Raw genomic sequence first — 24,149 nt, forward strand, 5'->3', positions numbered from 1 at the left:
ACTTCGAGGGACGGTCCTTCACCGGCTGGCACCGGCACGTCACCCTCGTCACCGCCGCCCACCTGTTCCTCACCGAACAGCGGAGCAGCCCAAAAGCCCCTGCCAGGGCCTGACCCTCTACCAGGCCCTGGACCTCCTCCAACACCTACTCGCTACCTGGACCGGCACCTGCCCCACCTGCCGACAACCCACCCCAAGACAGCCCCACGACACCACCTAACAAAGCACTACTAGGCCCGGCCCCGTCCGCGGCCCCGGCTCAGGACCATTGCGCCGGCGCCCACGCCCAGCAGGATCAGTGCGCCGCCCGCCACGTACGGGGTGACCGAACTGCCGCCGGTCTCCGCCAGGTTGGCCCGGGTGCCGGAGGTCTGCGGCTTCAGGTCCTGCTTCACGTCCGGCGTGGCGGACGCGGCGGGGGTGGGTGTGGGTGAGGGCGAGGACAGCGGTGCCGGGGACTCGCAGCGCGCCTCGGCGAGGACCAGTTCGCCCTCCACTTCCGCCACGTTCAGCTTGAGGGGGTTGACCGAGACCTTCAGCCGCAGCGCCGCCGCGGCGGCGGTGCGCGAGGTGGTCTCGGTACCGGACAGCACCAGGCTGACCTCGCCCACTCCGGGCACCGACACCTTCGTCGTGCCGCCCGCCGACAGGGTGGTCTTCTTGCCCAGCACCGTCACCGAGCCGAGCACGTTCGAGGTGGCCAGCGGCTGCTTGCCGGCCTCGCACACGGCCTTGGAGGTGACCTTCTCCACCTGGATCAGCGACAGCAGCGGCAGGCCCGGGACATGGACCTTGGCATTGACCAGGTTGACCTCGGCGGCGGCCCGCATCCGGTCCGCCGTCGCCTTGGAGCTCGCCACGTCCGCGCGCAGCACGCTCACCGGCTTGCCCTGTTCGACTCCGTCGAGGGTGACGGTCAGCGCGGTCTTCTCCGCCGAGGCGGGGGCGTTGACCTCGTTCAGGGTGGTTTTCAGCGGCAGGTGGACGGTCTTGTTGAGCAGGCCGACGTCCAGGCCGGTGCGGAGGACCACCGCACCGGCCTTGCCCTCGGTGTTCCCGCCGGGGGTGCCGGTCGCGTGGGCGGGGGCGGCGACGAACAGGGCGACGGGTGCGGCGGCGAGCAGCAGTGCAGGCATTGCGGGCATTGCGGGCATTGCGGGCATGCGGAAGGTGTTGCCGTTCAAGGTGGTGGAACCCCCAAGGAGTTTTGGAGCCGTCGCGCCGCCAATGGGGGACATTGCGCGCGCCGACGGCCTCGACCCCGGAATCTTTACGCACTGAGAGTGAACAGGCGGCAACCTGGCGTCAGTTCACCCCAAAGGGTGGTTTCCACGCACATATTCGATTCTTGAGTCTCAGCTGGAACTCGGGTTCCCTCCTGCATCGGCACAAGGCCTCGCCGAGGCCGGGGACAGGCCATTCCAACGACCACCCCGGCCTCCGCGTCACGGCCGCGTCAAGCCCGCGTCAGCAACGCGTCAAGCCCGGACCTGCCCGTTCAGCACCACCCGCAGCGGGTCCGCCAGCACCCCCACGTCCGCCCGCGGATCCGCCCCGTACACCACCAGGTCGGCCGGCGCCCCCTCCGCCAGTCCCGGCCGGCCCAGCCACTCCCGGGCACCCCAGGCCGTCGCCGACAGCGCGTCCACGACCGGGATCCCGGCCTTCACCAGCTCCGCGACCTCCGCCGCGACCAGGCCGTGCGGCAGCGAACCGCCCGCGTCCGTGCCGACGTACACGGGCACGCCCGCGTCGTACGCCGACCGCACCGTGTCGTAGCGCCGCTCGTACAGCCGCCGCATGTGCGCGGACCAGCGCGGGAACTTGGCCTCGCCGCCGTCCGCGAGGTGCGGGAAGGTGGCGATGTTGACCAGCGTCGGCACGATCGCCACCCCGCGCTCGGCGAACAGCGGAATCGTGTCCTCGGTCAGCCCGGTGGCGTGCTCGATGCAGTCGATGCCCGCCTCGACCAGGTCGCGCAGCGAGTCCTCGGCGAAACAGTGCGCGGTGACCCGGGCGCCGAGCCGGTGCGCCTCGGCGATCGCGGCCTCGACCTCGGCCCGCGGCCAGCAGGCGGTCAGGTCCCCGGCGTCCCGGTCGATCCAGTCCCCCACGAGCTTCACCCAGCCGTCGCCGCGCCGCGCCTCCCGGCCGACGTACGCGACCAGGTCCTCGGGCTCGATCTCGTGGGCGTAGTTGCGGATGTAGCGGCGGGTGCGGGCGATGTGCCGCCCGGCCCGGATGATCTTCGGCAGGTCGTCGCGGTCGTCGATCCAGCGGGTGTCGGAGGGCGATCCGGCGTCCCGGATCAGCAGGGTGCCGGCCTCCCGGTCGGTCAGCGCCTGCTTCTCGCTGGTCGCGTCGTCGACCGGGCCGTGCCGGTCGAGCCCGACGTGGCAGTGGGCGTCCACCAGTCCGGGCAGCACCCAGCCGGTCACCGTGACCGCCTCGCGGGCGGCGCGCGGGCGCTCGTAGGTGATCCGGCCGCCGACCACCCAGAGCTCGTCGCGGACCTCGTCGGGCCCGACCAGCACGCGCCCCTTCACATGCAGCACTTCGCTCATACGCGCACTGTACGCACGTGCTCGGTAGGCTCTGCGGGTACCTTCGGACGAAGAGAGCACCACCGTGGACCACCCCGCCACCCGCCCCGCGGCCCACCCGCTGCTGGACCTGCCCCCGCTCACCGCGGAGCGTTTCGCGTCGATCGAGCAGGGGGTCGCGGACCTCCTGGGGACCTGCCAGGACGTGGTGATCGCACAGGGCGAGGCGCTGCTGCCGCTGGAGGCGTGCATCCGGTCGGGCGCGCGGCCCGGTTCGACCGCGCTGAACATCGTGACGGGCCCGTACGGGACCACCTTCGGGAACTGGCTGCGGGACTGCGGGGCGACGGTGGTCGACCTGGCGGTGCCCTTCGACACCGCGGTCACCGCCGACCAGGTCGCCGACGCCCTCGACCGGCACCCCGAGACCGACTTCGTCTCCCTCGTGCACGCGGAGGCGGCGACCGGCAACACGAACCCGGTGGCGGCCATCGGCGAGGTGGTGCGCGCGCACGGGGCCCTGTTCATGCTGGACGCGGTGGCCTCGGTGGGCGCGGAACCGCTGCTGCCGGACGCGTGGGGCGTGGACCTGTGCGTGATCGGCGCGCAGAAGGCGATGGGCGGCCCGGCGGGCGTCTCGGCGGTATCGGTCTCCGACCGCGCGTGGGCGCGCTTCGCGGCCAACCCCGCCGCCCCGCGCCGCTCGTACCTCTCCCTCCTGGACTGGAAGGAGCGCTGGATCGACGGCGGGCGCAAGGCACTGCTGCACGCGCCGGCGCAGTTGGAGATGCTGGCGCTGGAGGCGTGCCTGGGCCGGATCGCGGAGGAGACCCTGCCCGGCCTGACCGCCCGGCACGCGGCCGCCGCGGCGGCGACCCGGGCGGGCGCGGCGGCGCTCGGCCTGGCCCGGTGGGTGGCCCTGGCCGCGGAGGCCGCGCCGGTGGCCACCACCCTGCGGGTGCCGGACGCCTCCCTGGTGGTCTCGAAGGCCCTCGCCGCCGACCCGTCGGCCCCCCTCGCCGCGGGCGGCGGCGCGCTGGCTCAGGAGATGATCCGGGTCAACCACTACGGCCCGGCCGCTGCCCTCCCGGTGGTTTCGGCCGCCCTGACGGCGCTGGCCGCAGCCCTGTCGGCGGCGCCGGCGCCGGCCCTGGCCGCAGCCGAATCCGCCTGGCAGACCGCCCTGTCGGCCTAGGCTCCGCGCAGCGGCCGCACTGGCAGCAGCACTGGCAGCGGCAGGGCCACGACGCCGGCCGCCCGCTACGCCAGGGCGTTCAAGAGCCGGTCCACGTCCGCCGCCGTGTTGTAGAGGTGGAAGGACGCGCGCAGGCTGCCCGCGCGGGCCGAGGTGAGGATGCCGGCCCGCGCCAGGGCCGGCTGGCGGTCGGCGAGGCCGGGAACCGAGACGATCGGAGAGTCGCCGGGCACCGGAGCCAGGCCCAGTTCCGCCAGGCCCGCGCGGTAGCGGGCGGCCAGGGCGGTGTTGTGGGCGTGGATCGCCGCGATCCCGATGCGTTCCAGCAGCGCCAGCGAGGGCTCGGCCGCGTGGTAGGCGAGGAAGGCCGGGGACTCGTCGAACCGCCGTGCGTCGGGCGCGAGTTCCGGCATCGGGCCGTACGTGGCGTCCCAGGGCGACTTCGCCGCCACCCAGCCCGCGTGCAGCGGGACGAGAGTGTCCTGGGCGGCCTCGGAGACGGTGAGGTACGAGGCTCCGCGCGAGCCGAGCAGCCACTTGTAGCCGGCCGCGACCGTGTACTCGTACGCGGCGGCGTCGAACGGCACCGAGCCCACCGCCTGGGTGGCGTCCACCAGCATCGGCACACCGTGGCCCGCGGTGGCCTCGCGGATCGCGGGCAGGTCGGCCGTACGCCCGTCCGCGGACTGCACGGCGCTCACCGCGACCAGGGCGGTGTCCTTGCGGACCGCCTCGGCGAGCACTTCCAGCGGTACGAACCGGGGCTTGAGGTCGCCCCGCACCACGAACGGGTTGATCACCGAGGCGAAGTCCCCTTCGGCGAAGAGGACTTCGGCTCCGGCGGGCAGCGAGGCGGCGATCAGGCCGACATGGGTGGCGACGGCGGAGCCGACCGCCACCCGGTCCGGGCCGACACCGACCAGGCGGGCGAAGCGCTCCCGCACCCTGGCCACCCGGTCGAAGTCGCCGAACCCGGCGGCCGTCCCGGCCCCGGCCGCCTCGGCCAGTTCCCGCACCGCGGCCACCGCGCTCTGCGGGAGGATCCCGCACGTGGCGGTGTTGAGGTACGTCGTCGTCGAATGCGCGAACTCCGCGTCCGCGAGAGGAAGATCCATGGCTCCACTGTGCGCCAGGACCATCCCAAAGTCCATTGACTAATTCAGCGTGGCTTCGCCAAGGATTGCTTATACCTGCGGGGTGGGGCAGGATCCGTCGGGCTCGCACGCCTCGGCCGCCGGGTCGGTGCCGGCCGGCTCGTACCCGGCCCACGCCTGCTCCAGCGCCCGGGTGAACACCTCGGCGGGCTGCCCTCCGGAGATCCCGTAGCGGCGGTCGAGGACGAAGAACGGCACGGCGTTCGCCCCGAGTTCGGCGGCCTCGCGCTCGTCGGCGCGCACGGCGTCGGCGTAGGCGGTGTCATCGGCGAGCACGGCCCGCGCCTCCGCCTCGTCCAGCCCCGCCTCCACGGCGAGCCCGGCCAGCACCTCGTGGTCGAAGACCGACCGCTCCTCCGCGAAGTTGGCCCGGAAGGCCAGGTCGAGCAGGGCGTCCTGGCGGCCGCGGCCGGCGGCGAGGTGCAGCAGCCGGTGGATGTCGAAGGTGTTGCCGTGGTCCCGGCCGTCGGTGCGGTAGTCGAGCCCCTCGGCCCGGGCGGTGGCCGCGACGTGCTCCTCCATCCCGCGGGCCTCGTCGAGGGTGCGGCCGTACTTCTTTGCCAGCATCTCGACGACGGGCGCGGTGTCTCCCTTGGGACGGTTCGGGTCGAGCTCGAAGGAACGGAAGACCACCTCGACCCGCTCCCGGTGCTCGAAACCGGCCAGCCCCTTCTCGAACCGGGCCTTGCCGATGTAGCACCACGGGCAGGCGATGTCGCTCCAGATCTCGACGCGCATGATCCTTCTTCTCTCCGGGAGGTTGGTCACGCCCTGCAACACCGCCCCGGAGCGTCTCATTCCCCGGACGGTTCCGGGAGGGTGAGCCACAGGGTGAGGTGAGAGCCGGCCGGCTGGGTGGCGGGGGCGGGGTGCTAGCCGTGGGCGGTGTAGAAGGACTGCGCGCGCAGGTTGTGCTCGTAGACCTCCAGGCGGGCCCGGCGGACGCCGGCCCGGCGCCAGGCGGTGAGGCAGGCCTCGTGCAGGGCGGCGCCGATGCCGCGGCGCCAGTGGGCGGGCTCGACGTGGAGCTGGGTGAGGGTCATCTCGCCGTCCACCGGGCGGAAGGCGGCGACGCCCGTGAGCTCGCCGTCCTGCTTCGCGCAGAGCACCCCGCCGTCGGCGCGGGCCACGGCCCGGTCCCAGCCCTCGCGGGTGCGCCGGAGTTCGGCGGTGCCCGCGTAGGCCTCCTCCGGGATGTGGTCCCGGTAGTACGTGGCCCGGGCCCGGGCGTGCAGGGCGGCGATGGCGTCGAGGTCGGCGGGCCGCGCGTTTCTGATCATGGAGGCAGGGACGCGCCCGGGAACCGCGGCGGTTCCCGGGCGCGTGGGCACGTGGGCGCGGTGGCCGGTACCGGCTCTTCCGCGGCCGGGCCTGCAATCAGCTCTTCTTGAGCCAGGCCTGCATCATCTTCTGGGCGACGGGGGCGGCCAGCTTGCCGCCGCCGATCTCCGACCGGTCGGTGTCCGAGTTCTCGATCATCACCGCGACCGCGATCTGCTTGCCACCCAGCTTCCCGTAGGAGGTGAACCAGGCCAGCGGCGGAATGCTGTTGTTGACGCCGCGCTGCGCGGTTCCGGTCTTGCCGCCGACCTCGGCGCCGCTGACCTGGGCCGGCTTGCCGCCGCCCTCGGCAACCACGGTCCTCATGGCGTCCTGGAGCTTCTCGGCGGTCTCCTCGCTGATGACCTGCCGGGACTTGGGGTCCTCGAAGGACTCCAGCACGCTGCCGCCGGAGTCGGTGACCTCGGAGACGATGTGCGGGTCGACCAGCTTGCCGCCGTTCTCGATGGCCGCCGTGACCATGGCCATCTGGAGCGGGGTGGCCTGCACGTCGAACTGGCCGATACCGGTCTGCGCCACCTGGTCCTTCGACATCTTCTTCGACGGGTACTTGCCCGGGTCGGCCCTGAACGGGATGCGCTGCTGCTGGTTGAAGCCGAACTTCTCCGCCATCGCCCGCATCTTGTCCTGGCCCAGCCTGTGGGCGAGCTCCGCGAAGACGTTGTTGCAGGACAGCCGCAGGGCGGTGCGCACGGATACGTTGTTGCAGGCGGCCGAGCCGGCCTCGCTCTTCAGCAGGGTCCTGGTGCCCGGGATGGTGTACGGGTCCGGGATGCCGGTGGGCGTGTCCAGCGAGCCGACCAGGCCGTTCTCCAGCGCCGCTGCGAGGGTGACCAGCTTGAAGGTGGAACCGGGCGCCATCGGGTTGCGGGCGGCCAGGTTCTCCAGCGCCTTGCCCTGGTCCGCGGAGAGCTCCTTCCAGGCCTGCCCGTCGGTGGCGCCGGTGATCCGGTTCGGGTCGTACGACGGGTTGACCACCATGCCGAGGATCGCACCGGTGGCGGGGTCGATGGCGACGGCCGCGCCCTTCTTCCCCTTCAGCGCCTCGTAGCCGGCCTTCTGCACCTCGGCGTCGACGGTGGTCAGTACGTTGCCCGGGTCGGAGCGCTTGTTGGTCAGCACGTCCAGGGGCGTCTTGAGCCGGTTGTCGGAGCCGTCCAGGACGTGCCGGTAGACGTACTCCAGCTGCGTCTTGCCGAAGGCCTGCGAGCTGTAGCCGGTGACGGGCGCGTACAGCCCGCCGTCCGTGTAGGTCCTCTTGTAGCCGAAGGTGTTGCCGCCCGTCTGCAGGGAGCCGGTGATCGACTCCCCGCCCACGATGATGTTGCCCAGCGGGTTCGCGTAGGCCGCGATCGTGTTCCGCTGGTTGTGGTCGTCGTCTGCGAGGGCCTGGCCTTGGTATGCCTGCACCCAGGTGACCCGTACCAGCAGGGCCAGAACCAGCAGCAGACAGAAGACCGACGCACGCCTGATCGTCTTGTTCATCCCCCTGGATGACGCACCGCAGGCCCCACGCGTTCCGCTCTGCCCCGATTGTGGCCGGGTTCTCAGGTTTTCTTCATGAGGAAGCCTCCCTCGTACGCGGCGATGACAGCCTGGGTGCGGTCCCGGGAGCCGGTCTTCGCCAGAATGGCGGCCACGTGCGTCTTGACGGTCTGCGGGCCGACCCCGAGCCGCTCGCTCATCTCGTGGTTGGACAGTCCCCTGGCCATCAGCCGCAGGACGTCCGCCTCCCGGTCGGTGAGCCGGGCCACCCAGGGCGCGGCGGCGGGCGCCGTCGCCGCGGCGTGCCGGTCGGCGAGGGCGCGGACGGCGGCGGGAAAGAGCAGGCAGTCGCCGCGGGCGACCAGCCGGACCGCGCCGACCAGCTCCTCCGGGTCGGCCCGCTTGAGCAGGAAGCCGGACGCGCCCGCGCGCAGCGCGCCGTACACGTACGAGTCGTTCTCGAACGTGGTCACGACCACGATCCGGGGCGGCTCGGGCATGGTGGCGAGGATCTGCTCGGTGGCGCGGATGCCGTCGATGCCGGGCATCCGGACGTCCATCAGCACCACGTCGGGGGCGAGGGCACGGACCCGGGAGACGGCTTCGGCTCCGTCGACGGCCTCGCCGACGACCGTCAGGTCGGGCTCGGCTTCGAGGATGACCCGCAGGGCGGTGCGGACCATCCGCTCGTCGTCGGCGAGGACGATGCGCAGCGGCGGGCGGCTCATCGGCGGCCTCCGGCCGGTTCCCCGCCGAGCGGGAGGACGGCGCGCAGCCGCCAGTTCCCCTCGTGCTCCCCCGCTTCCACGGCGCCGCCGAGCAGCGCCGCCCGCTCGGCCGTGCCGCGCAGGCCCCGGCCGCCGGTGGTGCGCTGCGGCCGGCCGGCGGACGAGGCCGGGGCGGGTGCCGGTGGGTTGGTCATGCAGATCTCCAGTTCGCGTGTGTCCCCGGCCCCGGAGGTGCCGGGGCTGCCGGGGCTGCCGGGGCTGCCGGGGCTGCCGGCTATTCGGTGCACGGCGATGGTCAGCTCCACCGGTCCGGTGCCGTGTTTCATGGCGTTGCTCAGGCCCTCCTGCACGATCCGGTACGCCTCCCGGGAGACGATGGCCGGCAGCCACTCCCAGTCCCCGGCCGGGCCCGGGTCCTGGTGGTCCGCGACCGGGCTGCCGGCGGTCCGGGTGCGGGCCAACAGCCCCTCCAGGTCGGTGTGCAGCATCGGTGCGGGCGCGGCGTCGGGCCGTGCCGCGTCCCCGTCCCGCAGCAGGCCCAGTACGGCGTCCAGCTCGCCCACCGTGCGCCGGGTGGTGTCCTCGATCGCGGCCAGCGCCTCCCGGACGAACTCCGGGTCGGTGTCCAGCACCCGGCGGGCGGCCCCCGCCTGCAGGGTGACGGCACTCAGGGCGTGGCCCACCGCGTCGTGCAGTTCGCGGGCGAGCCGGTTGCGTACGGCCAGGTCCGCGGCCCGCTCCTCGGCGGCGGCCAGCCGGTCCGCCGCGGTCGGTCCGAGCAGCGCCGGCGCCAGCCGGGCCAGCAGCGCCCCGGCCCCCACCGCGCACAGGCCCAGTGCGGCCAGCAGCACCAGGCCGAGCAGCGGGGCCAGGGCCGGGTCGGCCCCGGTGCTGAACCAGCCCAGCCCGAGCCGGACCCGCTGAAGCTCGGTCACGAACGGGAGGGCCAGCAGCACCACCGCCATCGGCGGCACCGCCAGGGTCATCCCGCTGACGAGCGCCCCGACCCCCAGGTGCAGGGTCCACCAGGCCGAGGTCCGCCCGCGCGCCGCCCAGGACCGGGCCGGCCCCTCCGCCAGCTGCTCCCCCGGCACCCCGCACATGGCCCGTACGGCGGCCACCGACATCGGCCGCACCAGCGGGAACAGGGCGGTCGTGGCGGCGAGCGGCAGAGCGGCCGCGTAGACGAGGAACAGCATCCCCAGGGAGGCGAGAGCATTGCCCCCGAGCGTGCCGACCACCGTCGAGGCGAGGAAGTAGTACGGCATGAGCAGGGCTCCGCCGAGTATCAGGTGGATCCAGCGCAGCCCGGCCGGACCTCCCAGCAGTCGGCTCATCCGGCGCGGCGGGAGCCGAGGAACCGCGTCAGGACGGTCGCGACGAGCAGGCCAGTGATCATTTGGCCAGCGTAGGCGAGCTGCATCACGGAGGTGGCCTGCTTGGCGGGATCGGCCTCCGGGGCGAGGACGGCGAGGCTCAGCCACAGTCCCCAGGCCGCTGCAGCCGACCCTCCCACCCAGGCCAGGGCCAGCGGTCCGCGGACGGGACGCCGCCCGCCGAAGGCGAGCAGCAGCCCGCCGGCCGCCGCGGCCAGCCCGCACATCGAGTGGACCACGCACATCATCACGGAGTCCGAGGACCAGTTGGCCACCCGCTCGGCGCTCAGCCCGGCCGTGCCCCCGGCGATCCAGTAGAGCTGCAGGGCCGCGAAGGCCATCGCCCCGGCCGTGCCGGCCACCGCCACCGCCCGTATCGCACCGGACATCGGCGCCCCGACGGTCCCCTGCCAGAGGTGGCCCCAGCGCTCCCGGGCGTAGGGCACGAACAGCCCGGCCAGCGCCAGCGCCTGGACGGAGAAGCCGACGTACACCATGTTGAACACCCAGTCGTCGAGGAAGGGTTCGCTCGCCGCGGCCTGCGCCCGGTCCGGTCCGCCGCCGAGCGCCCGCATGAGCGTCAGGGCGGGGAACCCGCCGAGGATCGGGGTGAGCAGCCCGGTCGCCGTGAACACCGGCAGCGTCAGCAGCCAGGCCGGTATGCGCCGCCCCCACGGCAGCGTGAGCGCCAGGACGATCACCACCAGCACGGCGTCCATCAGGAGCGTCGCCGCATTGGCGACGGTGAAGAACAGGCCCGGCTCGCGCAGCACGCTGCCTTCGGGGATGCCGATCCGGCTCCCGGCCAGCCAGGCCGTCTTGAGGGTCAGGTAGGGCAGGCACGCCCCGAGCGCGAGGAAGCGCAGGGCGCGGCGGGCGGCCCCGAGCGGGGCGGAGGCCGAGTGCGTCTGGTTCACGTATCCCGTGGTCATGACTCAACGGTCGCGTCCGCAGGACCGCACCACCTCCCCCGTGATGGGGAACCCGCTCCCCCGCCCGGGGGAGGAACCCCCTCCTCCGGGGATCACATGCGCCGGGTCACCAGGGCCAGCCGGTCCCGCGCCTCGAACAGCGCGGCCCTGATGGCCTGCTCGTGCGCCGAGGTCAGCCGCGCCACCGGCACCGAGCAGCTGACCGCGTCCCGGGCCGGTGTGCGGTACGGGATGGACACGCCGAAGCAGCGCAGTCCCAGCGTGTTCTCCTCGCGGTCGATCGCGTACCCCTGTTCCCGTACCAGTGCCAGCTCCTCGATCAGCTGCTCCCGGTCGGTGATGGTGTGCTCGGTGACGGCCTCCAGCCGTTCGGGCAGCAGCAGCCGCACCTCCTCGTCGGTGTGCGTGGCCAGCAGCGCCTTGCCGAGCGCGGTGGAGTGCACCGGCAGCCGGCGCCCCACCCGGGTGAAGGGCCGCAGGTAGTGCTGGGACTGGCGGGTCGCCAGGTAGACCACGCTGGTGCCGTCCATCCGGGCCAGGTGGATGGTCTCGGTGGTCTCGTCCGAGAGCCGGTCCAGGGTGGGCCGGGCGGCCGCGACCACCTCGTCCCCGTCGATGTACGAGCTGCCGACCAGCAGCGCCCGCACGCCGATGCCGTACCGGGTGCCGGTCGCGTCGGTCTCCACCCAGCCCAGGTCCACCAGGGTGCGCAGCAGCATGTACAGGCTGGACTTGGGCAGTCCGAGGTCGTTCTGGATGTCGGCCAGGCTGTGCAGTCCCGGCCGGGCCGCGAAGTGCTCCAGCAACAGGACCGTGCGGACGGCCGACTTGACCGGTGCCGCCGTCGGCGCCGCCGCGCCCGCCGGCCCGTCGGTCCCGGCCGCCGTCTCCGTGGTGGTCATCGACCGCCCCTTCCCCTCTGTCGCCTCTTGTCACCCGGAGGACGCGGAAATAGAGTCCGCAGCAGGATCGATCATTCATCCACCGGAACGGCGTTCAGAATACTGAACGATCCAGGAGGCAGTGGGCATGGCAGCAGCACCAGTCTGGAGTGTGGACCCCCGCACCGGGAAGCGGCTCGAACAGGTTGCGGCGGAGGCCACACCCCAGGAACTGGACGAGGCCGTCCGGGCGGCCCACGCCTCCCGCACCGCACTCGCCGACCGCACCGCGCGGATCGCCTTCCTGCGCGCCGCCGCCGACCTGCTCGACGGGTCCGCCGCGCTCGTCGTCGAGACCGCCGACGCCGAGACCGCCCTCGGCTCCGGCCGGCTCACCGGCGAGCTCGGCCGCACCACCTACCAGTTGCGCGCCTTCGCCGACGCCGTCGAGGAGGGCTCCTACCTCGACATCCGGATCGACCACGCCGACCCGGACCTCACCCCGCCGCGGCCCGGCCTGCGCCGCTACAAGGTGCCGCTCGGCGTGGTCGCCGTGTACGCCGCCTCCAACTTCCCGCTGGCCTTCTCGGTGCCCGGCGGCGACACCGCCAGCGCGCTGGCCGCCGGCTGCCCCGTCGTGGTCAAGGCACACCCCGACCACCCCGCCACCTCCGAGCTGTGCGGTGCGCTGCTGCGCCGGGCCGCGCTCGACGCCGGCCTGCCGGCCGCCGTGGTCACCGTCCTCCACGGCTTCGACGCCGGCCTGGAGCTGATCCGCCACCCGCTCGTGGCCGCCGCCGGGTTCACCGGTTCCATCCGGGGCGGGCGAGCCCTGTTCGACGCGGCCGCCGCCCGGCCCGTCCCCATCCCCTTCCACGGCGAACTCGGCTCCCTCAACCCGGTCGTGGTCACCCCGGCGGCCGCCGCCGAGCGCGCCGAGGAGATCGGCACCGGCCTCGCCGGCTCGGTCACCCTCGGCGTGGGCCAGTTCTGCGTCAAGCCCGGCCTGGTCCTGGTGCCCGAGGGCGCGGACGGCGACCGGCTCGCCGACGCCCTGGCCAAGACGCTCGCCGACACCGGCCCCGGGGTGCTGCTCGACCACCGGATGCGGGACAACTTCCTCGCCGGGGTCGCGGAGCGGGCCGCGCTGCCCGCCGTCACGGCGCCCGTCGCCGCCGGTCCGGGCGGGGAGCACACGGTCGGCGCGGGCTTCCTCTCGGTACCGGCCGGGGAACTCGCCGACCCGGCGTACGAGCTGCTGCTGGAGGAGTGCTTCGGCCCGGTGACCGTCCTCGCCCGGTACGACGGGCCGGACGAGGCCGCCGCCGTCCTGGACCGGCTGCCCGGAAACCTGAGCGCCACCCTCCAGCTGTCGGCGGCCGAGACCGCGGGCGGGCCCGGCCCGGCGGCCGAGTTGATCGGCCGGGTCACCCGGTTGGCCGGACGCGTGGTGGTGAACAACTGGCCGACCGGGGTGGCGGTGGCCCCCGCCCAGCACCACGGCGGTCCCTACCCGGCCGCGACCTCCCACTCCACCTCGGTCGGCGGCACCGCGATCGAGCGCTGGCTGCGCCCGGTGGCGTACCAGTCGGTGCCGGACCCGCTGCTGCCGCCGGAGCTGCAGGACGGCAACCCGCTCGGGCTGCCCCGCCGGGTCACTCCGTAAATCCCTTTGCCTGCCCCGTCCGGCGCGGGGCAGGCTTCGGGCCATGCCGAGACCCCATGGATTCACGTACGAACAGCGCACCGACGGCGCCGTCGCCATCACCCATCAGGGGCGGGCGGCCTGCACCCTGCGCGGCGGCCGGGCGGCCAAGTTCCTGGCCGAGGTCGAGTCCGGGGACGCGCAGCTGGTGATGGCCCGCTGGACCGGCGCGTACAAATTCGGCAACGAGCGCACCGCGAAGAACCACCCGCGCAACTCCGGCCGCCGCTGAACCGGTCCCGCCCGACCGGTACCGCCCGACCGCCCGACCGGTGCTGCGCGACCGGTCCCGCCCGACCGTCGCCCGGTCCTGTCCGGCCGGTCCCGCTCGCCCGTATGGCCGAACCGGACCGGCCGAATTGCTCCAAGGTAAGGGAACGGCAAAGGCACCTCGGTCGTTGACGGGGCATGACCGCTATGACCCCTGGTTCGAACCTGCCGCTCAACGCCGTCCGCGTGACGGTCGACGTGGCCGCTCCGGTACGGCTCGACGTATCGGGGCTGCTGCTCGGCGCCGACGGCAAAGTGCGTTCCGACGCCGATTTCATCTTCTACAACCAGCCGTCCGGCCCCGGTGTCAGCTACCGGTCCGGCGGCGGGGCGGCACCGGACTCGATCACCGTGGACACCGGCGCCCTGCCTCCGGGCATCGAGCGCATCGTGGTCACCGCCAGCCCGGACGCCGCAGGCCAGACCTTCCAGGGGATCGAGCCCACGGCGACGGTGCGCAACGCGGACGGCGGCGCGGTGATCGCCACCTTCACCCCGCCCCAGCTGGGCACCGAGACCGCGCTGGTCGTCGTCGAGGTCTACCAGCGCGGCGGCGCGTGGAAGGTCCGCGCGGTCGGCCAGGGCTACGCCAACGGGCTGGCCGGCATCGCCACCGACTTCGGCGTCTCGGTGGAGGAGGAGCCCGCCGCCCCGGCGGCCCCCGTGGCCGCTCCCGCGCCCGCACCGGCGGCCGCCCCCGCCTTCACCCCGGCCCCGGCTGCCCCGCCCGCTCCCCCGGCTCCGCCCGCCGCACCGCCCGCGCCCACCCTCGGCGCCGGGAAGATCAACCTGGACAAGGGCCGGGTCAACCTCCAGAAGAACCAGACGGTGTCCCTGGTCAAGGGCGGAAAGCCGCTGCTCTCGCAGGTCAAGATGGGTCTGGGCTGGGAGCCCGCCTTCCGTGGCCGGGACATCGACCTCGACGCCTCCGTCATCGCGTACGGCCCGCAGCGCAACCACCTGGACAGCTGCTACTTCGGCCGGCTGTCCATCCTGGGCGGCGCGATCAAGCATTCGGGTGACAACCTCACCGGTGAGGGCGCCGGGGACGACGAGGTGATCGTCGTGGACCTGGGCCGGCTGCCCGCCGAGGCCACCGGCCTGGTCTTCACGGTGAACTCCTTCTCCGGGCAGAAGTTCAGCGAGGTCGCCAAGGCCTACTGCCGGCTCATGGACGCGGCCACCGGCGAGGAGCTGGTCCGTTTCGACCTCACCGGCGCCGAGCCGCAGACCGGCGTGATGATGGCCAAGCTGATCAAGCAGTTTTCCGGCGAATGGGAGATGACGGCCATGGGCGAGTTTGTGAAGTCCCGCACAGTGCGCGGCATGGTGAAGCCGGCGGCTCAGGCCCTCTGAGCAGGTGGGCGGGGTGACGGGGTTACCCGCGGTCCGGTGCCGGCGGACCGCGGGTGACCCACCCCACCCTCAATCCGGAGGTAACTGTCAGTGCCCGCCCGTAGCCTTGGAAGCATGTACGAGATGCTCCCGCCCCCGGGTCCCGCCCGCCCGTCCGCCGCCGAGGCGAACGCGGCGATACGGCACCTGGTCGAGACCCGCACGGAGGGCGAGGAGTGGCCCTCGGAGGCGTACGAGTTCCTGCTGGCCGAGTGGGCCGCCGCCGACCACGCGGAAGTGGCCGGCAGCACGGCCCGCTAGGCGTCGGGGTCGGGACCGGCCCCCGCGGCCTCAGTGCCTGCGCCGCCACGGCCCGGTGATCGCGAAGAGGATCCCCGGGGCCTGGACGGAGGCGAACAGGGTGCGCCCGTCCGGCGAGAAGCAGACTCCGGCGAACTCGGAGAACTCCGGCTCCTCCGGGGTGCCCAGGTTCAGCTCGTTGCGCGCCAGCGGGTAGGCCCGCCCCGACTCGGTGGCCCCGAACAGGTGCTGCAGCCCCTCGCCGTCCTCCGCGAGGATCAGCCCCCCGTACGGCGAGACGGTGATGTTGTCGGGCCCGTCGTAGCCGCCCGCCACGGACGGGTCGGCGTTCACCCCGAGCCGCACGGTGAGCCGGATGGTGCGCCGCTTCGGGTCGTAGAACCACACCTGGCCGTCGTGCGCCGTGCCCGGGCTCTCCTCCCGGGAGTAGGAGGACACGAAGTAGGCGCCCCCGTCCGCCCACCACATGCCCTCCAGCTTGCGGCCCCGGGTGATGGCCCCGTCCGCGAACTGCCGGCGCACCGGCACGGTCCGCGCGTCCCGGTCGGGCACCGCGATCCAGTCGACCCCGTAGACGGTGCCGATCCGGGTCGCGCGCGAGAGGTCGTCCACGAACCGGCCCGAGCTGTCGAAGCACTTGGCGGCGGCGAGCACACCCGCGTCGTCGGCGAGGCTGCGCAGCCGGCCGCGCCCGTGCCGGAACCCGGCCGGCGGAGTCCAGCGGTAGAACAGCCCGTTGGGGCCGGAGGCGTCCTCGGTCAGATAGGCGTGGCCCTGCTTCGGGTCGATGACCACGGCCTCGTGGTCGTACCGCCCGAAGGCCTTGACGGGCCTGGGGTCCAGGTTGGCGCGGCGGTCGTGCGGGTCGACCTCGAAGCAGTAGCCGTGGTCCTTGGTCATGCCGTTCTTCCCGGCCAGGTCCGAGTTCTCCTCGCAGGTCAGCCAGGTCCCCCAAGGGGTGGCGCCACCGGCGCAGTTGGTCGACGTACCGGCGATGCCGACCCATTCGGCGACCTCACCGCCGTGCCGGACCTCGACGACGGTGCAGCCGCCGGCCGCGGCGGGGTCGTAGACCAGGCCCTCGGCGAGCGGCACCGGGTGTGCCCACTTCGAGCGGACGCCCTTCAGCTCGTGGTTGTTGACGAGGAGGGTGGCCCCGCGGTGGCCGGCGAAGGCGGCGGTGCCGTCGTGGTTGGAGGGGGTGTATTCGCCGGATTCCAGCCGGGTGACCCCGCTGTGGGTGAGCACCCGGTACGAGAACCCGGCCGGCAGGGCCAGCAGGCCCGCCGGGTCGGGGAGGAGCGGGCCGTACCCGGGTTCGCAGGGCCGGCCGTGCTCGTCGCGCAGGGTGCTGTCGTCGGCGGCCAGCGCCCCGGGGGCGGTGGCGAGGGCTGCGACCGTACCGGTGAGGGCGACGCCCGCTCCGGCGAGGACGGAGCGGGCGGCGAAGTCTCTGCGGCTGAGCGGCATCGGGTCTCCAGGGGTGGGGAGTTGGTGCGCCTGTCGTGCGGTCGGCGCACACCTTCCCGCCCGCACGTGAACGGCCGCTGAATTCCCCACGGCCGCCGGGCGTCCCCCTGCCGGTGGCCCGAATGGCCGACTCCGGCCCAACTCCGGCCGATTAACGACGCGTTACGCGTGCCTGGACCGGGCCTTGAACGCGGCCTTGCGGGCGTCCTTGGCCGATTTGCGGTCCGGGTGCAGCCGGCCCATCGCCTCCAGCACCTCGGCCGTCGCCGGGTGTTCCACCCGCCACACGGCGTCGAAGAATCCGCTGTGCCGGTCGGTCAGGCTGGTCATCAGCCCGGACAGCTCGTCCGTCTCCCCGCCCGCGGCGAGCTGGGCCGCGAGGGTGTCCACGGTCAGCCAGAACACCATCTCCTGGTCCGGGGCGGGTACGTCGGCGGCGCCGCGCTCGGCGAGCCAGACGCGGGCCAGGCCGCCGAGCTCGGGGTCGTCGAGCGCGGCCCGCACCACCGACTCCGCCTCGTCCCCGGCCAGCGACAGGGCCTGCTGGCAGCGCAGCCGGCGCAGCGGTCCGCCCTCGTCGCCGCCCCGCGCGGCGGCGAGCAGCTCGGCCACGGCGGCGGGCCGTTCGCGGCCGGCCGCCAGCCACAGCTCGATCTCCGCCTGCGCGGTGGCCTCGGAGAACCCGGACACCGCGTCGAGCAGGGCGTCGGCGCCCTTGTCCGCGAGGTCGCCGACGGCGGGCGCCTCGACCCCGGCCTCCAGCAGGCGGGCCCGGATGCCGTACAGGCCGAGCGGGGTGAGGCGGACCAGCCCGTACCGGGAGACGTCCTCGTCCTCCGCGCCGGCGGGGGCGTTGAACTCGGCGAACTCCTCGTCGTCCGCCTCCGCCATCAGCTCCTCGTCCACCGGACGGAACTCGACCAGGCCGATCGGCTCCAGCTGCCGGAACTGGTCGTCCAGCCGCATCATGGCGTCCGACACCTGCTCCAGGACCTCCTCGGTGGGGTCGCCCATGTCCTCGGGCACCACCATGGAGGCGGCGAGCACGGGCAGCGGGACCGGCCCGTCGGCCGCGCCGCCGTCCGCGACGGTGAGCAGGTACAGGTTGGCGAGTACCCCGTCGAGGAAATCCGCCTCGCGCTGCGGGTCCCAGTCCAGCTGCTCGAAATCGATCTCGCCGCCCGCGTCGAGGGCGTCGACCAGGTCGTCCAGGTCGGGTACCGCCGCGTCCGCGAGGACGGAGTCGAGGGCGGCGAGCCACAGGTCCAGCACGTCGGCGGGGGTGCCGCCGGTCACCAGGGCCAGGTCCTCGCCGGGCTCGGCGCTGGCGAATCCGCCCTCGTCGGCGTCCCGTTCGACGTCCTCCGGCTCGGTCACCTCGACCAGTCCGGCGTCGACGGCGACCCGCCAGGCCTGGCTCGCGTACGCCGGGCCGTCCGGGTGGGCACCGAGGCCGAGCAGCACCGCCGCCTCGGGCAGCTGCTCGTCGAGGAGTTCGCCGCCGGCGCCGACCCGGGTGCCGGGGCCGGCCCAACGGGCCAGTCGTACGGCGCCGGAGAGCAGGGGGGTCGCGAGGGCCTCGCGGGCCAGTTCCGCCTCGGAGTGCAGCCGTACCGGCGGCAGCAGGGGGCGCGGCTCTGCGGACATGTGGGGGTACTCCTCGCAAAACAAACGGCAGGTGGGGGATCAGCGGTCCAGCGTAGACGCATTCCGGACCGCCCTGGCGAGCCGATGCCGTCGGTTCATCCGACAGTCAGATCACGTATTCCCTGGAGGCCTTGACAAGTGGGCCGCTCAAATTGGAAATTGACGCGCGTAGATCTGAACAGATCGCACCGCCACTCCGTTTTCCCTCATTCACAACCCTCCGGAGTCCTGCCCATGCGTTCCTCGCATACCCGTTCCGCCGCCGTCGCGGCCGTCGTGGCGACCGCTCTCGCCACCGGCCTGCTCGCGGGCTCCGCCGACGCGGCCGAAGGCGCCGCGTCCGCCGACCCGGTACGCATCCACGACATCCAGGGCACCACCCGCATATCGCCCCTGGCGGGCAAGCAGGTCGCCGACGTCGAAGGCATCGTGACCGGCGTCCGGACCTACGGCTCGCGCGGCTTCTGGTTCCAGGACCCGCAGGCCGACGACAACGACGCGACCAGCGAAGGCGTCTTCGTCTTCACCAGCTCGGTGCCCACCGTCGCCGTCGGCGACGCCGTCAAGGTGTCCGGCCTGGTCGGCGAGTACGTCCCCGGCGGTCTGAACTCGGGCAACCAGTCGGTGACCCAGATCTCCAAGCCCACCGTGACCGTGCTCTCCTCCGGCAACCCGCTGCCGGAGTCCGTGCTCATCAACGAGTACTCGGTGCCCGGCGAGTACGCCCCGGCCGGCGACCCGGCCGCCGCCGGCAGCATCAACGGCCTGGCCCTCGAGCCGTCCCGCTACGCCCTGGACTACTACGAGTCCCTGGAGGGCACCAGCGTCCGGATCGGCACCTCGCGCGTGGTCGGCGCCACCGACCCGTACTCGGAGCTGTGGGTCACCGTGAAGGGCTGGGAGAACAACACCCGCCGCGGCGGCACCCTCTACGGTTCGTACGAGTCCCAGAACACCGGCCGGCTTCAGATCCAGCAGCTCGCTCCGATCTCCCAGCAGCCCTTCCCGGTGGCCAACGTCGGCGACCGGCTGACCGGCACCACCGAGGGCCCGCTCGACTTCAACCAGTTCGGCGGCTACACGCTGGTGGCCCGCACCCTGGGCACCGTGCAGTCGAAGAACCTGCAGCCGGAGAAGACCAAGCCGCAGGGCCAGGGCGAGCTGGCGGTCGCGACGTACAACGTCGAGAACCTCGACCCGAGCGACCCGCAGGAGAAGTTCGACGCGCTGGCGAAGGCGGTCGTCGAGAACCTGGCCGCGCCCGACATCCTGGCCCTGGAGGAGATCCAGGACAACACGGGCGCCAAGAACGACGGAATCGTTTCCGCGGACCAGACCCTGACCAAGTTCACCGAGGCCATCAAGGCCGCGGGCGGCCCGGCCTACCAGTGGCGCACGGTCGACCCGGAGAACAACAAGGACGGCGGCGAGCCCGGCGGAAACATCCGCCAGGTCTTCCTCTTCAACCCCGAGCGGGTGTCGTTCACCGACCGCGACGCGGGCAACGCGACGACCCCGACCGGTGTCGCCCAGGAGAACGGCAAGGCCGTGCTCACCCACTCCCCCGGCCGGATCGACCCGGCGAACGCGGCGTGGGAGAACAGCCGCAAGCCGCTGGCCGGCGAGTTCGTCTTCCGCGGCCGCACGGTCTTCGTGATCGCCAACCACTTCGGCTCGAAGGGCGGCGACGAGGGCCTGACCTCGCACCACCAGCCTCCGGTGCGCTCGTCCGAGGCCAAGCGGCTGCTCCAGGCCCAGTCCGTGAACGGCTTCGTCAAGGAGCTCCTCGCGGCGCAGAAGAACGCGAACGTCGTCGTCCTCGGTGACATCAACGACTTCGAGTTCTCCGACACGACCAAGGCGCTGACGGACGGCGGGGCGCTCTACCCGGCGATCATGTCGCTGCCGAAGTCGGAGCGCTACTCGTACGTCTTCCAGGGCAACTCGCAGGTGCTGGACCAGATCCTGACCAGCCCGGCGATCAAGAACTTCACGTACGACAGCGTCCACCTCAACGCGGAGTTCTCGGACCAGAACAGCGACCACGACCCGCAGGTCCTGCGCTTCCGCCCGTAACCACGGGCGGAGCAGAGGGCCCGGCCGCCGTCCCGGCCGGGCCCTCCGGCATGCTCCGGGCCGGTGGCGATCGGGACCTTTGGCCCTGGCGTGATCCTGGACACATCTGCCCTCAAAGGGCGAAATGTGGTGTTGAGTGTCCCCACGCACGATCGCGTACGCCCGCACTCCCCATTGGAGGTCCGCGTGTTCCCCTCCATCTCGCTCGCGCAGGAAATCGGCCTCGCCGTGCTGTTCGTGGCCGCCCTGGTCTGGGTCCTGGGCCTCGGCCACCTGCTGTGGGACAGCCGCCACCACCACACCGAGCCGGGCGGCTTCGACGGGCTCGGCGTGATCCCGTCCCAGCGGAGCGCGGCCGCCCACCCGATGGAGTGCGTGGAACTCACCGAGGCCGAAAAGCAGGCCTTCGCGGGCTTGGTCCGCACCTTCCCACTGCACTGACGGCCTGTCCGGCGGTTCGGATACTGCCGGACAGGCCCCGGGGCGGAAGGACTCAGCGCTTGAGCGTGAAGGTGAAGTCGCCCGAGAGCTTGCCGCTCAGGCGGACTGTCGACACGAGGTTCCCCTCGGTGAGCAGTCTCTCGACCTCGGCTCGCGGAAAGCCGAAGCCTTCGGCGATCAGTCGCACCGGCCGCACGGGTATCCGCGCCGCGAAGCGGACCGAGACCTCGATCGCCTCACCCTCCGGCTGATACGGCCGATGCGGCTGATGCGGCCGATCCGCCGCGCCGCTGTCGAGGCGCCAGGCGTTGTCCCAGTCGAGGGCGATGCGATTGCGGCGCCGTACGACCGGGTCCTGGAGCAGTTCGGCTGCCAGGCCGGGGTCGTTGTCGTGCAGCAGGTTCAGGAGCTCGGGTGGTACGGAACGCACGTTCATCCGCTCCAGGACGGTGAGCTTGGTGGTGTCCCCGCACGCGGTGCACAGGGCGAGGAGCCAGGCGTCGAGGAGCTTGTGGTTCGCGTTGACGCGGAATTTGCCGTTCGCCCGGAAGCGCCCGGAGGCGCACCTGTGGCAACGGCGGAGAACGATCGGCAGGCAGGTGGGCACGACCACCCAGTTTTCGGACACAGAAATACACCGGTTCCAGTGAGAAGACCGCAGCGAAAAGGAGCGCGGCGCACATGTGCGACGCGCGACGGTTCAGCGCTCGGGGGGTCTCACTTGGTGTACAACGGCACGTCCTTGACAGGGCGACTGTGGGCGGGAGCACGGTAACGGCCCACGGGAGTGCGGCTCCACTGATTTTCGTCGACTGACTGCCGGGACAGGACCAACCTCCGAAAACGAGCGCCCTCCCGGGCCGTCTGGGGGCCGTGGGAGGGCGCTCGTCGGTGACCGGCGCCCACGACTGGTGGCGGCTCGGCCGCAGGTCAGGTCAGGTCAGGTCAGCGCGTGGGTCGCGAACTCAGCCGCAGGTCGGTGCGGTTGGGTGTCAGTTGTGGCTGTGCAGGACCTCGTTCAGGCCGCCCCAGGCCGCCTTGTACGGGCGGGCCTCGACGGTGCCGGTCACCGAGTTGCGGCGGAAGAGGATGTTGTTGGCGCCGGAGAGCTCCAGGGCCTTGACGATCTGGCCGTCCGGGAGGGTGACCCGGGTGCCCGCGGTGACGTAGAGGCCGGCCTCGACGACGCACTCGTCGCCCAGCGCGATGCCCACGCCCGCCTCGGCGCCGACCAGGGTGCGCTCGCCGATGGAGATGATCTGCTTGCCGCCGCCCGACAGGGTGCCCATGGTGGAGGCGCCGCCGCCGATGTCGGAGCCGTTGCCGACCACGACGCCCGCGGAGATGCGGCCCTCGACCATGGAGGTGCCGAGGGTGCCCGCGTTGAAGTTGACGAAGCCCTCGTGCATGACCGTGGTGCCCTCGGCCAGGTGCGCGCCCAGCCGGACCCGGTCGGCGTCGGCGATGCGTACGCCCTTGGGGGCGACGTAGTCCGTCATCCGCGGGAACTTGTCGATCGAGGTGACCTGGAGGTGCAGGCCCTCGGCGCGGGCGTTGAGGCGGACGGTCTCGACCTGGTCGACGGCGACCGGTCCGAGCGAGGTCCAGGCGACGTTGGCCAGCAGGCCGAAGATGCCGTCCAGGCTCTGGCCGTGCGGCTTGACCAGGCGGTGGCTCAGCAGGTGCAGGCGCAGGTAGACGTCGTGCGTGTCCAGCGGCTTGTCGTCCAGGGCGGAGATGACCGTGCGCACGGCGACGACCTCGACCCCGCGGACCGCGTCCGAGCGGATGGCCTTGGCCGCGGCGGCGCCGAGGAGCTCCACGGCCTGCTCGGCGGTGAGCCGCTCGGTGCCGGCCGGGCCGGCCTCTTCGACCAGCTCGGGGGCGGGGAACCAGGTGTCGAGGACGGTGCCGTCGGGGGTGATGGTGGCAAGTCCGGCGGCGACGGCGCCGGTGGTACGCGTAGCAGTCATGTGGGAAACCTAACCGGCGACGGCCCGCGGTCGCGAACCGGTCTCATGTGCCGGTCGGACCGCGTGTCGCGCCGGCCGTGTCGACATGTACAGGACGGCGGCGCCCGCCAGGCCCGCGAGCAGCGCGCAGAGCGGCCAGAGCAGCCCGGGCGCGGCCGCGTAGAGGGCCCCGCCGAGCGGCGGGCCGAGCACCACCCCGCTGACCGAGACCCCCGCGTACAGGCTCTGGAACCGCCCGATCGCGTGCTCGGGCGCCTGGTCGGCGACGTACGCCGTGGCGGTGGTCTTGTAGAGGATCTCGCCGAGGCTGAGCAGCACCATCATCACGACGGCCGTGGCGACGCCCGCGCCGGCCTGCAGGGCCGCATAGCCGGCTCCGACGAGCAGCAGCCCGGTGCCGATGATCCGCAGTGGCGGGCGGTCCCGGAGGGCCACGGCAGCCGGCAGTTCGAGGAGCAGGATGATCGCGCCGTTCAGGGCGATGATCAGCCCGAAGGCGCCGACGTCCAGGCCGTGGTCGGCGAGGAAGACCGGGAAGGTGAAGTACTGCTGCCGGTAGACGAGGTCCACCACGAGGACGGCGCCGAGGAGGACCAGCACGGCGGGCCGGGCCCGGAGCTCTCGCCAGACTCCGCGGCCCCGACGCCCGCCCGGGGCCGCGGACCGGCGGGCACCGCGCGCCGGGACCACCCGGGCGGTCCAGAGCGCGAAGAAGAGGGTGCCGATCCCGTCGGCGACGAACAGCCAGTCGTACGAGAGCCCGGTCGCGACCAGGGCTCCGAGCGGCGGGCCGAGGGTGAAGCCGCCGTTGGAGACGCAGCGGACCACGGCGAAGGCCTGGCGGCGGGCCCCTTCGGGCACGATCACCGCGACCAGGGCGGAGTTGGCGGCGCGGATGACGCCGGTGGCGTACTCGGCGGCGGGCAGGGCGGCGTACAGCAGCACGGTGGGCAGCAGCGGGAGGCTCATCAGGATCAGGCCGGCCACCGCGGCGGCGGCGAGCAGCACCCTGCGGTGGCCGAACCGGTCTCCGAACCAGCCGCCGGTGAAGTTGCCCGCCACCGTGCCGAGGCCGCCGATGCCGGTGATCAGGCCGGCGGTGCCGGCGCCGAGACCGCGCGGGCCGCTCAGGTAGAGGAAGACGAAGACGAAGGTGAGGCTGACCACGGCGTTGACGAACACCCCGGCCGAGAGCAGCCACACCGCCCGCGGTACCTCCTTGAACCCTTGGCGCACGCGTCTCTCCCCCTGATGATCCCTGAGTCAGTTCCTTTTG

22 protein-coding genes are annotated in these 24,149 nt (G+C 72.9%); 7 read left to right on the forward strand and 15 right to left on the reverse strand.

The features are described 5' to 3' along the window. Positions 1-230: 230 nt before the first annotated feature. Together AB0447_RS13545 and AB0447_RS13550 are read right to left on the reverse strand one after the other, a co-directional pair. Positions 231-1,136: an SCO1860 family LAETG-anchored protein gene (locus tag AB0447_RS13545; protein ID WP_366476778.1), complete on the reverse strand. Its 906-nt coding sequence runs from the start codon at positions 1,134-1,136 to the stop codon at positions 231-233. A 342-nt stretch (positions 1,137-1,478) separates the two neighbouring features. Further along, complete coding sequence (locus AB0447_RS13550; protein ID WP_366476779.1) at positions 1,479-2,564, reverse strand: amidohydrolase family protein; 1,086 nt, start codon at positions 2,562-2,564, stop codon at positions 1,479-1,481. Between the two features lie 64 nt (positions 2,565-2,628). On the opposite strand from AB0447_RS13550, the gene AB0447_RS13555 reads away from it, so the two are divergent. Continuing rightward, positions 2,629-3,738 carry an aminotransferase class V-fold PLP-dependent enzyme gene (locus AB0447_RS13555; RefSeq protein WP_366476780.1) on the forward strand — a complete coding sequence of 370 codons (1,110 nt, stop codon included), beginning with the start codon at positions 2,629-2,631 and terminating at the stop codon, positions 3,736-3,738. A gap of 65 nt (positions 3,739-3,803) precedes the next feature. Here the strand turns inward: AB0447_RS13555 and AB0447_RS13560 are convergent, their stop codons facing one another. The 8 genes from AB0447_RS13560 to AB0447_RS13595 form a co-directional block, all read right to left on the reverse strand. Further along, positions 3,804-4,853 carry an aminotransferase class V-fold PLP-dependent enzyme gene (locus AB0447_RS13560; protein ID WP_366476781.1) on the reverse strand — a complete coding sequence of 350 codons (1,050 nt, stop codon included), beginning with the start codon at positions 4,851-4,853 and terminating at the stop codon, positions 3,804-3,806. 69 nt (positions 4,854-4,922) lie between these two features. Then, positions 4,923-5,630 (reverse strand): DsbA family oxidoreductase, encoded by a 708-nt coding sequence (locus AB0447_RS13565; RefSeq protein ID WP_366476782.1) that lies wholly within the window; start codon positions 5,628-5,630, stop codon positions 4,923-4,925. Between the two features lie 134 nt (positions 5,631-5,764). After that, positions 5,765-6,172 (reverse strand): GNAT family N-acetyltransferase, encoded by a 408-nt coding sequence (locus AB0447_RS13570; RefSeq protein ID WP_366476783.1) that lies wholly within the window; start codon positions 6,170-6,172, stop codon positions 5,765-5,767. A 97-nt stretch (positions 6,173-6,269) separates the two neighbouring features. Continuing rightward, a complete protein-coding gene (locus AB0447_RS13575; protein WP_366476784.1) occupies positions 6,270-7,718 on the reverse strand; it encodes a penicillin-binding transpeptidase domain-containing protein in 1,449 nt (482 codons plus the stop codon). 62 nt (positions 7,719-7,780) lie between these two features. Beyond that, the gene (locus tag AB0447_RS13580) at positions 7,781-8,446 is read right to left on the reverse strand and encodes a response regulator transcription factor (RefSeq protein WP_366476785.1); all 666 of its coding nucleotides are present in this window, start codon (positions 8,444-8,446) and stop codon (positions 7,781-7,783) included. Continuing rightward, complete coding sequence (locus tag AB0447_RS13585) at positions 8,443-9,783, reverse strand: histidine kinase (protein ID WP_366476786.1); 1,341 nt, start codon at positions 9,781-9,783, stop codon at positions 8,443-8,445. The genes AB0447_RS13580 and AB0447_RS13585 overlap by 4 nt, the downstream gene beginning before the upstream one ends. Continuing rightward, complete coding sequence (locus tag AB0447_RS13590; RefSeq protein ID WP_366476787.1) at positions 9,780-10,754, reverse strand: hypothetical protein; 975 nt, start codon at positions 10,752-10,754, stop codon at positions 9,780-9,782. Before AB0447_RS13590 ends, AB0447_RS13585 begins: the two co-directional genes overlap by 4 nt. Positions 10,755-10,846: 92 nt before the next feature. After that, positions 10,847-11,656: an IclR family transcriptional regulator gene (locus AB0447_RS13595; protein ID WP_366476788.1), complete on the reverse strand. Its 810-nt coding sequence runs from the start codon at positions 11,654-11,656 to the stop codon at positions 10,847-10,849. A gap of 127 nt (positions 11,657-11,783) precedes the next feature. On the opposite strand from AB0447_RS13595, the gene AB0447_RS13600 reads away from it, so the two are divergent. The 4 genes from AB0447_RS13600 to AB0447_RS13615 all read left to right on the forward strand — a co-directional run bounded on the left by AB0447_RS13600 (position 11,784) and on the right by AB0447_RS13615 (position 15,266). After that, on the forward strand, positions 11,784-13,301 hold the full coding sequence (locus AB0447_RS13600) for an aldehyde dehydrogenase (NADP(+)) (protein WP_366476789.1): 1,518 nt from the start codon (positions 11,784-11,786) through the stop codon (positions 13,299-13,301). Positions 13,302-13,344: 43 nt separating this feature from the next. Further along, a complete protein-coding gene (locus AB0447_RS13605; RefSeq protein WP_366476790.1) occupies positions 13,345-13,572 on the forward strand; it encodes a hypothetical protein in 228 nt (75 codons plus the stop codon). Positions 13,573-13,748: 176 nt separating this feature from the next. After that, a complete protein-coding gene (locus tag AB0447_RS13610; RefSeq protein WP_366476791.1) occupies positions 13,749-14,966 on the forward strand; it encodes a TerD family protein in 1,218 nt (405 codons plus the stop codon). A gap of 114 nt (positions 14,967-15,080) precedes the next feature. Further along, entirely contained in the window at positions 15,081-15,266 is a 186-nt protein-coding gene (locus AB0447_RS13615) for a hypothetical protein (protein ID WP_366476792.1), read from the forward strand. A gap of 30 nt (positions 15,267-15,296) precedes the next feature. Here AB0447_RS13615 and AB0447_RS13620 read toward each other — a convergent pair whose 3' ends face one another. Beyond that, complete coding sequence (locus tag AB0447_RS13620) at positions 15,297-16,736, reverse strand: alkaline phosphatase PhoX (protein WP_366476793.1); 1,440 nt, start codon at positions 16,734-16,736, stop codon at positions 15,297-15,299. Positions 16,737-16,898: 162 nt separating this feature from the next. Then, the gene (locus AB0447_RS13625; RefSeq protein ID WP_366476794.1) at positions 16,899-18,383 is read right to left on the reverse strand and encodes a hypothetical protein; all 1,485 of its coding nucleotides are present in this window, start codon (positions 18,381-18,383) and stop codon (positions 16,899-16,901) included. Positions 18,384-18,617: 234 nt separating this feature from the next. On the opposite strand from AB0447_RS13625, the gene AB0447_RS13630 reads away from it, so the two are divergent. Next, positions 18,618-20,459 (forward strand): endonuclease/exonuclease/phosphatase family protein, encoded by a 1,842-nt coding sequence (locus tag AB0447_RS13630; protein ID WP_366476795.1) that lies wholly within the window; start codon positions 18,618-18,620, stop codon positions 20,457-20,459. Positions 20,460-20,645: 186 nt separating this feature from the next. Further along, entirely contained in the window at positions 20,646-20,900 is a 255-nt protein-coding gene (locus AB0447_RS13635) for a hypothetical protein (RefSeq protein WP_366476796.1), read from the forward strand. A 52-nt stretch (positions 20,901-20,952) separates the two neighbouring features. On the opposite strand, the gene AB0447_RS13640 is transcribed toward AB0447_RS13635, so the two are convergent. From AB0447_RS13640 to AB0447_RS13650, 3 genes are all read right to left on the reverse strand, one after another. Further along, positions 20,953-21,528: a DUF1062 domain-containing protein gene (locus AB0447_RS13640; protein ID WP_366476797.1), complete on the reverse strand. Its 576-nt coding sequence runs from the start codon at positions 21,526-21,528 to the stop codon at positions 20,953-20,955. A gap of 364 nt (positions 21,529-21,892) precedes the next feature. Continuing rightward, positions 21,893-22,873, reverse strand: coding sequence for a 2,3,4,5-tetrahydropyridine-2,6-dicarboxylate N-succinyltransferase (gene dapD / locus AB0447_RS13645; protein ID WP_366476798.1), 981 nt, complete (start codon positions 22,871-22,873; stop codon positions 21,893-21,895). 9 nt (positions 22,874-22,882) lie between these two features. After that, entirely contained in the window at positions 22,883-24,109 is a 1,227-nt protein-coding gene (locus tag AB0447_RS13650; protein WP_366476799.1) for an MFS transporter, read from the reverse strand. Between the last annotated feature and the right edge of the window lie 40 nt (positions 24,110-24,149).

The sequence above is a fragment of the Streptomyces sp. NPDC051211 genome, assembly GCF_040689505.1.
Lineage (GTDB): Bacteria > Actinomycetota > Actinomycetes > Streptomycetales > Streptomycetaceae > Streptomyces.